The following is a 15,035-nucleotide window of genomic DNA, read 5'->3' as shown; positions in this document are numbered from 1 at the left end:
TAATTTAAAGTTTAACAACATTTGATTATCTCCTTTGTCAAGCTTAAAATTATTGATAAGATATGGAGGACGGTAGAATAAAACGGTCATTAACTAATACTTTTTTGCATATTATGCCTTCTTTGCCATAAAATGCCGATTAGTGCAATTGAAATGCACGCAGGAAAAAATCTTGTCAACGGAATAATGACTTTTGCTGATTGCTTTTTGTCAAAAATACGCAGAAATAATTTGCAAATCCATGATAAATATTTTGCGAACGGTTGTTTCAAGGGTAAAAAGAATGAGCGCTGAAGGTCGTTTTTCCGTGAGGTGCGCAGAAAATTGCGGCAACGACCGTCTTCATCGCCGTGAAGTCAATGTTTATATGCCATACATTCGGCAGCTCGCAGTAACGAAGACGGTCGTTATGGCGATGAAGACGGTCGTCATGGAAATAAGGTGCCGAATGCCCTGAAAGTATCTCTCGGGTGCTTCGCATATTACTGTACACTCTCCGGCTACTTTCTGTATTTTCGATTCTCCAGGAGTTAAGGTTGTCCAGAATGCTGGAAATACCGAGAAATAGGTTGACGTATGCAATCTGATTCGGGCGGAATGGACAGGTGGTTGTCATATGTGTCAGAAAAATCGACTTAACGATGTGAAAAAGGTAGATCGAAATGGATCGTTTTTTTCTTGAAATGGGAAAATAGTGAGGTTATTGTAAAAAAGGGTGCATGCTTCCGGTAAAAAAGATGCATCCTCTTGCCAGTGGACAGTTCGGGGGTTTATTCTTCATCAGACTTTTTATGATGGCGGAAGACAAATTCGGACGGAGATTCTCCGAACTCTTTTTTAAAGATTCGTGAAAAATAAGAGGCGTTGTCTATTCCTACCCGATCCATAACCATACTGATAGATATGTCTTCTTCTGCCAATATTTGGGCGGCCTTTCTTAGCCTGTAATTACGAATGAATTCGACAACAGACTGTCCAGTCAGGGCTTTTACTTTGCTATAAAGCGTACGCCTGCTCATTGCCAGAGTGGATGCGATCTGTAAAACATCGATATCGGCATTAGACAGATTTTTTTCGATGACTTCTGTCAGTTGTTTCATAAACTCGGCATCTCTTTTATTTATAGACGTGTCGGTGTTGTTCGTTTGTGCAAAATAGTGTTTGGCATAGTATTCCCTTATTCTTGCCTGTTGTTTGAATAGATTGGACAGGCTCAATAGCAGGATTTGTTTGTTAACCGGTTTTTTCAGATAGATATCGGCCCCGGAGTAGAGCCCTTCTATTTGGTTCTCATCTCCTGTTTTAGCGGTTAATATAACAACCGGTATGTGGGAACTGTCAATATTCTCTTTGATCTTTTTACTTAATTCGATACCATTGATTCCTGGCATCATAATGTCTGTCAGGACGAGATCGATATTTTTATTTGCAAGCAGTTCTAAGGCTTCCCGGCCATTCACCACTTCTTCAACATTATAGTATTCCCGGAGAGTTTCGGATAAAAGTTCTCTCAGATCATTATTGTCTTCCGCAAAGAGAATGTTCTTTTTCTTTGAATCTGGTAAGGGAGGGGTAATCGGACTTATCTCATGATCCATAAACTTGGAATTATTGTCGAGCTTACTCTCTGGATTATGGGGATCGGCTTTATTATTATTATGAAAATCATTTGCTTCATAAACAGATGCATCGTCGGGAAAACCGATCACGATGTCGGAACCCAGATCTCTTTCACTGTAGACGGCAATATATCCTTTGTGTAATTCAACCAGGCTTTTGACTAATGCCAGCCCTATACCTGATCCTAAATGCTGTGTTCCGCTCGATTCGCTGACTCTGTAATAACGTTCGAATATATGTCGGATAGAAGCTTCTGAAATACCGACTCCACTATCACTTATGACCAATCCGAAAAGATTTCGAGTTTCATTTCCCGATTGGATGATGATTTTATTCGCATGCGTGCTTGTGAAATTCCTGATGTCAGATAGGGTCTCGACTTTTATGTATCCTCCTTCTGGAGTATATTTGAATGCGTTGTTGAGCAGATTCAGAAGTATTTTTTCCATTATTTTTTTATCAAAATAATAATTTGCAGCAATAGACGGGTCCTGTTCTACCGTATACCGTATTCTTTTCTGTTCTGCCGATTCTGAGAAATCGGAGCAATTGTCCGATACGAACTGATTCCAATTACCGATTTGTATATTGAGTTTGATTTTATTGTTCTGTAAAGAACGGAAATCCATTACTTCATTTACCAGAGCTAATAATCGTTTTGCATTATTTTCAAGGATCGATATGTACTTCCCGGCGAGATTCCCGGCTTTGATCGGTTCCAGTGCTGCGAGGATGAGCGAAAGAGGTGTCCGAAAATCATGTGAGACATTTGTGAAGAATGTTAATTGTGCCTGGTGGTATTCTTCTTTTTGTTCTCGTTCCCGTTCTTCCAGATAGTAGTACATTTTAAGCTTGCGCTGGTAATTGTAGTAACGGATGAGTGCATAGAGAATGAGCAAAACTAAAAGAATATATGCGACAATTGCCCAGTTGCTTAACCAGGGAGCTGGTTTGATAATGATTTTGAGAGAAGTCAGTTCACCCCATACCCCATCATTGTTAGCGGTCATGATTTCAAAGTTGTATGTTCCTTTTGGTACTTTGGAATAGGAGACAGACCGATGGCTGGCATCCGTCTCGATCCATTTGTCGTCATATTTCTCCAGACGGTACCGGAAACGGTTTTTGCCCGGATTCAAGTAATTCGTAGATGTAAATTCGAAAGAAAAATTATTCTGGTTGTAATCGAGCACCAGTTCTTTTGTCTGAAAGATGGAAGATTTCAGAGGTGAGTTCTTAGTATTGGGAATGACGGGGATGTTATCGAGTAAAAAGTCGGAAAGGATTACGGTGGGCTTATAGTTGTTATAAGAGATTTTGGACGGGCTAATAATAGAGAATCCCTCATTTCCTCCGAAATATAACTCTCCGTTGGTCGATTTGAATGTGGAGAAAGGGTAATAAGTTTGTCCCTGTGCTCCGTCGGCTTTATTGAACTGCTGTAGCCTGTTGGTCTTGATGTCCATACGGAATAAGCCGTTATCGGTTCCCAGCCATATATTGCCTTCATTGTCTTTATTGATACTGTAAATAGAGTGGACTTTATATTTTGACAAATCGGCTTTTAAGGACAGGCTCCGGTTCGGGATATCGTAAATAAGTAGGCCGTTACCGTGTGTCCCTATCCATATGGAGTGTTTGTCGTTGTCAACGTAAATTGTTTGGATGTTCATGCCTTTTGGATTCTTGATATCCGAATACCTGTAATCCGCCACTTGTACATGGTGGGTCCGGACATTCATGATTAATAACTGATAGGCGGAAGCGATCCAGAGGGTATCGCCATTTCCTCTTCTGATATCACTGATATTTCCATTTGATTGAATTGGAGGAGCCAGGAAATTAATATGTTCCGTCATATTATCCTTGATTGATAAATAGGTCAGGAAATCCCGGTTCATCAGATATTTTATCCAAAGTCCGGAGTCAGCTTCGGCAACAATTCTTTCAACATGGTCGTTTATCAGCATGTTGTTGTTGAGTGTGTAATGGGTAAAATGTTCGTTCCGAGTATCGAGACAATCCAAACCTCCTCGCGACATGCCTATCCACAGTTTGTTGTCGGTGTATAAAAGGCTCTGTATATTATCGTAAGAGAGGCTGTTTTCAGTAGGACTATATTTGAAGTGGGTAAAGCTCCCGGTTTGTTTGTTGTACCGGTTAAGCCCCCCGCCTTCCGTGCCGATCCATAAGAATTTTTCATCTTCGGCGAAACTACTGACGACCGAATAGCTTAAATCGTCCGTCCTCCCGTTGAATGATTTCAGACTTTTCTGTTCGTCAAGGTTAATGAAGCAAAGACCTCCCGAATAGGTTCCGAACCATAGGCATCCTTGTGTATCTTCGGCAATTCTCCAAATAGAATTGCTAGGTAATCCGTAAGGATCAGTTTTTTCATATGAATAATGAGTAAATTCGTCGGTTTCCGGATTCAGTATATATATTCCCCGTTGTCCGGTAATCCATATATGGTTAAATTTATCAATGAATAGAGCCCTGGCGGAAACTCTTGTGTCTCCCGCCGGATAAAAGAAATCATATTGTTTGATTGGCTGATAGCTGTTAGTCGAAATGACGACCAGGCCTTTACTCTCGGTCAGGGCATAGAGTAAGGAATCTGCTTGGATAATGTCGGCAATATTGTATTCGGGAATATGAAGGACCTCCTGAAACCTGTTTCCCGTTTCGTCATATAAGTAGATTTTTCCTGTTGCCGTCCCGATATAAATCTTGTTATGCTGGGTACAAATGCCTGAAATGTCGGGTATGTCGCCCGTTTCCGATTTTATAGCCGTAAACCGAAAAGTTTCCCGGTCAAACAAACCGATGGAGGAAGGATTGGATATCCATAATCTTCCTTTCATATCCTCTTTAATGAGTGAACATCTCCCTGGTTGCAGACGGTCGAAATTATCGGTCAGCGAATTGTATTTGAGGAGTCCGTTGCTGGTTGTCACGTAAAGGTCACCTTCCTTATCGATCTCCAATCTTTCGAAAGTCAGTGAGGTGAAGGGAATTGTCTTATTGATTTTTTCTGTATAAGGTTTAAAGGTGTATCCGTCGAATCGGTATAGATTGTTGACAGTCGTCACCCAGATAAATCCCCATTTGTCTTGCCGGACGTCGCGTTGTCCGTTTATGCTTAATCCTCCGTCAGGAGATATCCGTCTGATTTTGTAGTTTGATTCTATTTTATTAGGGTGGCTACTTACTGCGGACAAATGTGCCAATGTTATGATCGCAAAAAAGAGAAGAAGTATGATTTTTCTGAACATGACAAAATAGTATTACTTTGATTCAACCGATAGTGAGACAAAGTTATAGAAAGATATGAGAAATAAATCATTCTTAATTGTTATTTTGAGCGATCGAGTATTTTCGGGGGAGTATTATAAGTTCAAACGCATTGACTTCCGGTGTGCGGATGCCCGGCTTTAGCTCTCCACCAATTATGATTGTCATATTTGCATTGTTTGCGATGCCGGCACCGGCACGTGCCAGTTCTTTGTAGTCGCCTAAGTGGGTCCAGCGTTTTGTGAAAGTATTGTATTGTAACAGGGAGGTATTGAATTTATACCAGTCGGTAGGATGTCGCAGATAATCCGGCTCGGGGTGGTTAAGAGCGTCACGGAAACGGTTGTAGTTTACGCCTCCTATCAAAAAGATGGAGCTATCGCCTGATGCGATGGCGCAGCCTCCTGTAATGGTACGGTGGGAACCGTCTGCAAAAGAAGGTAAAAAAACTTCATTTTTCCACTGTTTTGTTTCCGGATGATAAGAAAGCATATCTGTACAGACAATGGCTTCCTGATGGGGGGATACCGGCTGGAAACCGCCTGCCAGATAGAGACGTATGCCATCCCCGGATTGCTGTGCTGTGAGGACAGGCTGTACCCGGACAGGTCCGGGGAAGTCTGGAAGCCGTACCCATTCCTTTTGAAGTGACGGTGTTAGCTGTAATGAAAAGAGCGGGTTTGTAGGGGCGGTTTGCGAGCCGTCCTTACCTATTGGAGCCGTTTGCGACTTGCCTTTACCCCCGGCGACATATAGGTGACCATCGGCGTATGTGGCTGAGAGATTATCCAGCGGTGTGGGAAGTGATGGCAGTTCGGAGATATGCAGTTGTTGCTTTTCCCCGTCCCAATTGACGAAGAAGACCTGTCCAGAGACCTCCTCATTGTTGTTTCCTCCGATCCAGACGAGTCCTTCGGGTGTTGTGACTGATGCCCCGTAAGCAAGCGGCAACGGTAGTTTGCCGATCCTTCTCCATCCGGCAGGAGATCGGGTGGTGATATCTAATGCATATATATCGCTGTAATATTCTTTTGTACCCCCTTCGGCCGCTGGTTTGTTGGGGAAGTTACATCCGCCTGCCACGAGCAACTGTCCGCCACTGATACCCGTAAACGGAGCAGATACGCCTGATGACGGACTTTTTTCAGTACCGGGTAGGTCGGGTAGCCGGAACCAGCTGACCGGAGACGCTTCCGAACGGAATGTCGAAGCCGGAAGTCCCGCTTCGTTCACTAAATTGGCGCGGGTGAAAGGTTGCCAGCCGTAACGGACGAATCTCGGATTTTGTATTTGGTCACTCCATATTTTTACGGTCTTTCCATCGATGATTTGTGCCTCTGCGGGGACGAATGAACCATCGTGTCCGGCTACTTCGAAAGTGCGCAGTTCGCCTCCGTCGGAACTGTGCATGCCTTTCCCGTAATCGAATGTGATATAGGCTGCGCCGTCTTTGAATTTTACCGAGCGGTAGAGCGGGCCGGACGGCAGGCAGTCGTGCCCATACGTCTTGTTGAGCGCCCAATGAGCGAGGCGTTCCCCTATTTCACGTTTGTGGCGTGGGTGGACATCCAGGGAATCGCCGTGATCGCTGCTGACCGCCATGCCGCTGTTGGGGATCGACCGGAGCATCCGGCGCTGGCTGTCTCGGAACCAGGGCCAGCTGGGACGGTCGATGCTGGAAAGTTGCACATAATAAAAAGGCAATTCTTCCGCCCAGTTCTCCCGCCAGTTTTTTGTCAAAAGATGAAACAACCTCTCATGTGCTTCCATATTGTGAGCATTCGATTCTCCCTGATACCAGATGACACCCCGTATCGGGAACTTTTCGAGCGGCCGGATACCAGACTCGTATAAGTAGCAAGGCTCGTAGGGATGCCGTTGCTGTTTGTTTGCCGATTTACGAATGTTCAGGGCGGCACGTTCCCGTGCCCAGCCTTGAATGAAATCATTCTGTTTCCAATCGTAGAGGATATCGGGAAATTCGAGTTCCAGAGTTCTGCGGTCTATCCAAGCCTCCGCCGGTGAACCGCCTATGGCGTTCAGGATAAGCCCGACCGGGACCTGCAAGCTGTCTGACAACATCTGCCCGAAGGCAAAGGCTACGGCGGAGAAACGATTTGCCGTCTCTTCGTTGCATTCCTTCCATTCGGTATCCCGGTAATATTGAAGCCTGTTAAGGGAGTCCAGTGTCGAAATATCCCATTCCACCGCACTTGTCGCCCACCGAGGCTTCATATCGAAAAGACGGATTTCCGGTTTCCGGGCGGCAAATTCCAGAAAAGCCTTCCGCTGGCTGTCCACGGCACTGCTGACTTGGAACGCCATATTCGACTGGCCGGAGCAAAGCCAAACTTCGCCGATCAGGACATTTGTATAATCCAGTTTTCCGGATGCAGCCGAGATACTCAACGTGTACGGACCTCCTGCCTTCATCGGCGGCAGGGTGACTGACCATTTCCCGTCCGGAGCCGTTACCGCTTCGCCTTTCTGTCCGGCGATGTCGACCGTTACTTTTTCTCCGGCATTGGCTGTCCCGGCTATCCTGAGCGGTTTTTCCCGTTGGAGTACCATATTGTCCGAATAGGTCATGGGCATTTGAAGACCTCCATAATCTCCGGTTAACGCCTGGCAGACTGTCCGTGCAATGATTCCGGCTCCTTCGGCTGTGGGATGCAAAGCGTCAGGTAAGAGGTCGGGACGGTCGTAAAGTCCCGCTTGTAGGTTGATCAGCCCGGTATTGGCGAGTGTTGCGATATCTTCGATGTTTTGTTGTATCTGCCAGTACCAATCGCGTGTACCCGATTTAAAGCGTGTGTGCCGGTGGGAAATCGGCGTCAGACGGCAAATCCAGATTTTACACTTCGGGTTCGCTTGCCGGAATGCATCGATCAGGGCCAGATAATCCTTGGTGAAGTCATCCCGGTAATTCGGCCAGTCACGCGGGTCGGTGTCATTCAGTCCGAGATGGATGACGACCCGGTCGGCAGCAAAGTCGAGAGCTGCCTTGTATTCCTCCTGCTCGTTGTAAGGACAGTGTCCCCTTCGCAATAGCGTTGCCCCACTTTTTCCGAAATTGACAACTTCGTATCTTTCGCCCAACATCCGTTGAAGCTGGGTGGGATAACTGTTCTTTTCGCGGTCCTCGATTCCGTGGCCGTACGTTACACTGTTACCGACACAGGCCACCTTGATCTTTTGTGCCTGGATCGTGGCACTCAATAGGATGAATAAGCAGAGCAGGATCTTTTTCATTTACTAATTGTTTTTTATGAACTATCTGACCAGTTGTTTCTCTATAGGGGAACGACAGTTTCATACAAGGGAAACAACAATTTCTCTATAGGGAAACAAGATTTTCCTTATAGAGAAACTGTTCCTCCATCCCTGTATGATTTGCTGAGGGTTGGGAAGTAATTCATGCAGGACTACTTGACTAGGTCAGTCAGTCTGATGGCCTGGAAAGTCATGTGAGCGACGCTCGATTCGTAGAAGATGCCGACTGTCTCCTTGTCGATCATGGACAGGCAGGAGTAACCCCAGCCTTCGTCTTCGTCCAGCGTCACCTGATTGGAGAGCGGCCAGGTCATACCTCCGTCCGTACTTACCTTTATGGTGATATGGTTACGTCCCTTTGTTGTGTTTGGGTTGGAGAAGATCAGCAGGTCTTTTCCGGTGATGTTGTCTTTGGCATCTACGTGGATGAGGCTTGCCATACAGACCGGTTCCTGCAGGGCACTGCGGCTGGACGGATGTTCGTACCAGGTCTTGCCCAGATCACGGGTGGTGGCCACGGCGCGGCTGCCTCCCCGATTATCACGCATATTCAACATTAGGACACCCGGTTCGACTTCGGCTACCTGCGCTTCGGTCGTGTTTGTGCGTGCCAGGTTATGCAGATGCCAGGTGGTTCCCCGGTCTTTGCTGTACATGATGCCGGCATTCGGTATGCGGGTGGAATCGATGAACTGGATAGGGAAAACCAGCGTCCCGTCTTTCATCGTGATACCCCGTCCCGGTCCCTGTAACAGGAAGTACCAGGAAGGATCTTTCACCTGCGAAGTAATATTGATCGGCTGGCTCCAGGTCTTGCCGTCATCTTCGCTTTTGACAAGCATCAGTTGGGCAGTGCTGTCAGCTGACATACCCGGCATGGAATTCCACCAGGCACGTCCGTTCCCCATGCCATGTGTCCAGGCGGCAACGATCCAGATCGTATTTGTTTTTTCATCCACCAGGATAGATGGGTCGCCCACACCATTCTGTGAGTGAGGCAGGCCCCCCGTTTCGCCGAACGTCATCGCAACGCGCATCGGCTCCCAGGTCTGCCCCTTGTCAGTGCTGCGGCTTACCCCTATATCGACCATTTCCTGCAGGTCCACACTACTGTTGTAGCGGATATCGTACACGCCCAAAAGTGTCCCGTTATTGGTCGTTACCAGTCCCGGAATACGGAAAGCCGCAGCCCCGTCGTCACCGGCATGGCGGACACCGATTCCCATGCGGCGGACATCCGATTTGCCATCCCACACGATTGTCGCCGGCATATTGTTGACCTCCGCCATCGGCATCTGGACAGTAAAAGTGGTCAACAAGGAAGCCTCCGGTTTCATCTCGATGCTGATCCAATAGTAGTTGACTCCTTCCACCATCGGTTGGTTGCTGGTGAAGGTCACGACATTGGAGATATCCGTCACCTCGCTTTGTTTAACGGAATAGGAGGGATTGGCAGTCTTTGTCTTGCCTTCCGCGTGGCTGGATATGTAGGAAACCGGACGGTAATGCTTTCCCTGTCGGGAAGTCGCTTCCGTTCCACTATAGAAAAAGCGTAAAGCCTTTATGTCGTTTAAGTTGATCCCCTCTTTGAATTGCAGGGAAAGTTTGTTGAGCACATCCCCTTTGTGGCCCTGTATACGCATTTCCACTAAGATATTGTCTGTCCGGTCGATCAGTATCGGGATCTGCGGCTTTCTGACAAACAAGCTGTCGGCAGCAAAGGCAGTTTGCATGAAGAGAAGGAGGCTGAAGTAAAGAAAGATTTTTCTCATGATGTTTTTTGTTGATTAGATTATTATAAAATAGGATTTCCAAAGATAATGACATTTGTAGGAAAAGTCAATACCTTTGGAAACCTTGCAAGTTTTACTTGTCGGTCATGTTGACCGTTTTCGGGCGTAAGAAGATGACTTCCACCATTAAGGCGACGAATACCAAGCCGGCCATCATCGCAAAATCTTGTCCTAAGTTACCGGCATCCGTCGATTCACCCAGCAGTTTTGTGATGATCGCTCCGGCAAAGACTCCGGTCATGTTCATGATGCCGTAGGCGGTCGCCCGGTAGCGCGGCGATACGAATTGGCAGAGGATCGGCATGTTGTTGGCGTCGAAAATGCCGAATCCGATACCGAAACAGAGCCCACCGCCGACAATCATGGCGAAACTGTCGCCGAACCCTAACAGCAGGAGTGCCGGAATGGTCAGGGCAAGTCCGATGGAACCGGTATAAATGCGTCCCCGTACATTCCGTTGAATCCACTTGTCGGACAAGATGCCGCCTGCAATTACCCCGATAAAGGAAGAGATTGCGATCGTAAAGGTGGACAATGGCCCGGCTTCCGACATATCGATGGACAAATTCTCGGAAAACAAAGTCGGCAACCAGTTCTTAGTCGCCCAACCCGGCAAGCTCGAAGTGGCGAAGTAGAGTAGGATAATCCAGAATGAAATGTTGACGAACAACATTCCCATTCCCCTTATCGCCGCTTTCACCGGATTCTCTTTCGGTCCGGGTTCCAAATCCAGTTTGGTGACCGTATGATCTTTTTTCTCTTTCAGGAAAAAAATCAGGACGAGACTGTATGCAATCCCGATAATTCCGAACCAGTGGAAAGTCGTTTCCCAACTGTATGCCCCCGCGATGGTGGCCCCGAAACCACCCAATGCCTGTCCGGTGTAGAGCCCGGTCATGTGGATCCCGACGGCTAATGATCTCGTTTTTTCTTGGTGATAATCCGTGATCAGCGAAAGTCCGGCAGGGATGTACAAAGCTTCGCTGACTCCCATAATAGCGCGGAGAATATAAATCTGGTTGAAATCGGTCGAATATCCCATCATCAGTGTAACGAACGACCAGACGAAGAGACTGCCCACGATCAGCCATTTCCGGTTGATCCGATCGGCGATCATACCGGCGACAGGGCTCATCAGGCCGTATATCCATAAGAATACCGCCATCAGGCGTCCGAAGTTTGTGGCAGATTCCAGTTCGGTAATGTCGATCATCATAGCAGACTTCATGGTCGAAAGCATCTGTCTGTCCATGTAGTTTAACAAAGCTACGCCCCAAAGCAGGGCGACAACGATCCAGGGGTAATATTTCTTATTGTTTGTCATAGCTCTGAAAGAATTTCTTTACATAAAAGATTACATTTCAGAAGCATCCGGGGTATATGGAACGGACCTTTGTACATATTCCCTTTTGCCGGTTGCGAGAGTGTCCCGTCATAATGGAAGTAGCCGAACCATTCGCCGTATTCTTTATCCGGGAAACGGGCATACGTGTATTCGTTTATCAGTTTGTGCATTTCCAAGTATTTGGGATCACCTGTGGCTTCGTAGGCATATAGTGTGGCGATGATGGCCTCACACTGTGGCCACCAGAACTTCATGTCGTGCCAGTATTCCTGCTGCGGACGGTTCTTGCAATCTCTGAAATAGGTGATTCCACCGTGTGTTTTATCCCAGCCCCATTCCCAGGACCAGTCCAGGATTGTGAGTCCCATCTGCTTCAACTGCGGGTCCCAGTTCCGGTGTTTGGCCTCTTCGAGGATGAACCAAGCAGTCTCGATGGAATGGCCCGGATTGATGGTCCGGCCTGGAATCGAATCGATGAATTCGCCGTTCGGCCCGACTGTTTCCAGAATGGCTTTAAACTCCGGCTTCATGAAATCGCGATGCAGTTCGGCTATCGACTCGTCGATCTGGCGTGTCAGCACAGGGTCGTCTATCGCTTCCCGGATGCGGGCGGCGGTGTCGATCAGGATCATGCAAAAGGAATGTCCTTTTGCTACGAATCCTTCTCTGAATTTGGGCTCTAATGTGCCCGGTGTGTTTTTGTAATAGAGAATTTGGTTGAACAGCTTGACCGCCTTTTCTGCATAGCTCTTGTCGCCGGAAGCGATTGAATACTGAGCCATTGCAATTGCGGCAAACGTTTCAGAAAATACATATCGGCGTTTTCGTACGGGAGTTCCTGTTTTAGTCACTTCATAAAACATGCGGCCGTCGGTATCGAAACAATATTTCTCGATAAAGTCGATCCCGTTTTTACAGGCTACCAGCCATTCGGCCCGTTTTTCGAGGTTGTTATAAGCATAGGCGAGGATAAAGGCGAAACGGCCCTGGAACCAGACCGATTTGTTCGTGTCCAGTAGCGAACCGTCCCGATCCAGACAGGTAAAGTAGCCTCCATTCTCATGATCGATACCATATTTCAGCCAGAAAGGCAGAATGTCGGTCAGTAAATCATTTTTGTATTTTTCGCCCCAATATCCGAGGTATTCGGAGGGTTTTGTAATGTCGTTCATGGCGTTTATGGATTTAGAATTTATTGCATCTGTCGAAAAAATGAATTGCTTCCAGTTCAGCTTTCATGGCCGCCTCTTCCGCATCCGTCATATTCTGGAACGGTGTTCGGTTTTTACCTAAATCGAGCCCGATCAGCTTCATGATCCGCTTGCCACCCACGATATTACCGCGATAATGGCAGATCACATTGATCACTTCCTGTGAGAAGTTCTGACGTTCGCGTGCTGTTTCGAGGTCTCCGGCAGCCCAGGCTTCGAGTATTCCGGTCAGCTCTTTACCGTTGTAGTTGGTTGTCCCGCCGATGCCGCCTTGTGCACCGCCCATCGCCAGGCATGGAAGGATTGTCTCGTCCTGTCCGTGAAGCATATCGAATTTGCCGTCTTTATACAAGCGGCACTGGTTGTATTCGTAAAGGCTTTCGTATGTATATTTGATACCGGCGAAGTTTGGTATACGCCCGTCCACCGCTTTCAGCAGTTCGACCATCGGCAGGAAAGCACCGTTGAAAGCCGGGATGTGATAGTAATAGAAAGGAAGTTCCGGAGCGCCGGATGCGATTTCTTCGCAGTATTTCACCAATTCTTCTATCCGGTTCACTTTCGGGAAAGGAGAGGCCATTGCGCCGATTCCCCAGGCACCTATCTTTTGGGCATGTGCAGCCAGCTTATGGCTCGATTTTACGCATGTGCTGCCTACGTGTACGATGACCTTGAATCCGTCAGGCGCCACTTCTACCCATCTTTCGGCCAGTTTCATGCGCTCTTCGTCGGTCAGCATATAGCCTTCTCCCGAAGATCCGTTGATAAACACTCCCTTTAAACCGTTTTTAACCAGAAGCTTGGCGTATGCTTCTATCGGTTCGTAATTTACTTCCCCGTTTTCGTAGAACGGTGTGAAAGGTGCATCAATTAAGCCTTTAATCTTTTCCATTATCTGAGCGATTTAATGTGTTTTACTATCCGATGTTTTTAAATACTCGGCAAATATAAATAAAATATTTTAATAATATAGCCTGGATTAAAATATTATTACAAATAATGGTCTAAAGAAAAGAAGGTTCTATTAATAATGTATCATACCAAGCAGCTTGCTTCTTGATAAGAGGCATGCTCCGAATGAACCTGCCCTTTCTCCTAATTTGGATATTTTGATTTCTGTGTCCTGATTGACTAAGTTGAGCGAATATTTACGGATGGCGCTCTTGATCGGCAAACTGATATACTCGCCTGCCAGTGAAAGTGTTCCGCCCAGTATGACCAGTTCCGGATTGAAGATGTTCATCAGCCCGGCAATACCTTTTCCTAAATTTACGCCCATTTTTTCGAGAATGTCGATGCATAGCACGTCTTCTTTCCTCACCGCTTCGAGCAGGTCGCCGAGTGAGATTTCCTCTCCGCTGTCCAGTTTCCCGGCGAGTATGGTGTTGCTGCCTTTCCGGTAACGTTCCATCAGGATACGGTGGAAAGCCGATCCGGAAGCCTCTGTTTCGAGGCACCCTTTCTTGCCGCAATGGCACAGCACCTCGTTTTCGAACATGCAGAAGTGTCCGAGTTCCCCGGAAAATCCGGATTTCCCGTAGTATAAATTGCCGTCGATGATGATGCCAAGTCCCAGTCCCCATGCCATATTGACGAACAGGATATTCTTTTCTCCCTGCACGACTCCTTTCATATATTCGCCGTAGGTCATGGCCCGGCTGTCGTTTTCAATGAAGACCTTTGCCTGCAACCGTTCCTCGAGAATCTGTGCAAGAGGTTTCTCTTCGAAATAGAAAATGCTGTAGCTATAGCCCGATGCTGGGTTCACGCGGCCGGTGATATTGACTCCGATCGCTAATATCTTATTCCGTTCGACAGGCAATGAAACGATGAAATCGTCAATAATCTTGCAGAACTGCTCCAGTGAGGCTGGTGTATTTTCAAGTTGGTACGGGATGTTCTCTTCGAGTTGTACTTTGTCGCCTTTAAAGTCGATCGCTGCGATATTCAACTTGTCCTTAAGCATATCGACTCCCACAAAGTAGCCGGATGCCGGATTGAGGCCATAAATGTTCGGTTTGCGTCCCCCACTGGTTTCCTGTTTCCCGAAGTCCAGGATATAACCGTCTTCTTGAAGCTCTGCAACCAGCTTGGTGACAGTCGGAATACTCAGGTCCATTTCACGGCCCAGGTCGGCGATGGTCGCGTCGCCATTGGCGATATAATAGTGGATGATCTTCTTTTTCAGAAGTTCACTGCGGCTGTTATTATCGGAAGACAGTAAAAAATTTGTATTCATGGCCGTTAGAATGTTATAATAATAATATAGCTCTACAAAAGTATATAAAATTTTTTCAAATATGGGACTATGAAAGTAAAATTTAGGGTGAACGTGCCAAAATATGCGATTCCATTCTCTACGTTCTCCATCGCATAGAAAGTGAAGCTCACAACGGCCAAAAGTGAATACTCCTAAACGGGTTCAAAGTACAATAACCCCTCCTAAAAGCGTTATATTGGAATTTCTGCTAATAACCAGAGCTTTGTCGAATATCGAGT

8 protein-coding genes are annotated in these 15,035 nt (G+C 46.8%); all 8 read right to left on the bottom strand.

Annotated features, from left to right (window positions below; genetic code table 11):
* Positions 1-268 precede the first annotated feature (268 nt).
* Positions 269-616 carry a hypothetical protein gene (locus NQ564_RS15300; RefSeq protein ID WP_129650226.1) on the bottom strand — a complete coding sequence of 116 codons (348 nt, stop codon included), beginning with the start codon at positions 614-616 and terminating at the stop codon, positions 269-271.
* Between the two features lie 154 nt (positions 617-770).
* Entirely contained in the window at positions 771-4,895 is a 4,125-nt protein-coding gene (locus NQ564_RS15295) for a hybrid sensor histidine kinase/response regulator transcription factor (protein ID WP_008146638.1), read from the bottom strand.
* A 73-nt stretch (positions 4,896-4,968) separates the two neighbouring features.
* Complete coding sequence (locus NQ564_RS15290; protein ID WP_008146636.1) at positions 4,969-8,166, bottom strand: cyclically-permuted mutarotase family protein; 3,198 nt, start codon at positions 8,164-8,166, stop codon at positions 4,969-4,971.
* A 173-nt stretch (positions 8,167-8,339) separates the two neighbouring features.
* Positions 8,340-9,959, bottom strand: coding sequence for a sialidase family protein (locus NQ564_RS15285; RefSeq protein ID WP_008146634.1), 1,620 nt, complete (start codon positions 9,957-9,959; stop codon positions 8,340-8,342).
* 94 nt (positions 9,960-10,053) lie between these two features.
* A complete protein-coding gene (locus tag NQ564_RS15280) occupies positions 10,054-11,304 on the bottom strand; it encodes an MFS transporter (protein WP_008146633.1) in 1,251 nt (416 codons plus the stop codon).
* Positions 11,301-12,497, bottom strand: a complete 1,197-nt coding sequence (locus NQ564_RS15275) for an AGE family epimerase/isomerase (protein WP_008146631.1) — start codon at positions 12,495-12,497, stop codon at positions 11,301-11,303. Before NQ564_RS15275 ends, NQ564_RS15280 begins: the two co-directional genes overlap by 4 nt.
* A gap of 13 nt (positions 12,498-12,510) precedes the next feature.
* Positions 12,511-13,428, bottom strand: a complete 918-nt coding sequence (locus NQ564_RS15270) for a dihydrodipicolinate synthase family protein (RefSeq protein ID WP_008146629.1) — start codon at positions 13,426-13,428, stop codon at positions 12,511-12,513.
* 132 nt (positions 13,429-13,560) lie between these two features.
* Complete coding sequence (locus NQ564_RS15265; protein ID WP_008146628.1) at positions 13,561-14,775, bottom strand: ROK family transcriptional regulator; 1,215 nt, start codon at positions 14,773-14,775, stop codon at positions 13,561-13,563.
* Positions 14,776-15,035: the final 260 nt, after the last annotated feature.

Source organism: Parabacteroides johnsonii DSM 18315 (genome assembly GCF_025151045.1).
Lineage (GTDB): Bacteria > Bacteroidota > Bacteroidia > Bacteroidales > Tannerellaceae > Parabacteroides > Parabacteroides johnsonii.
The sequence above is the reverse complement of the archived record's forward strand: the minus strand, read 5'-3'. Positions and strand labels throughout refer to the sequence as shown.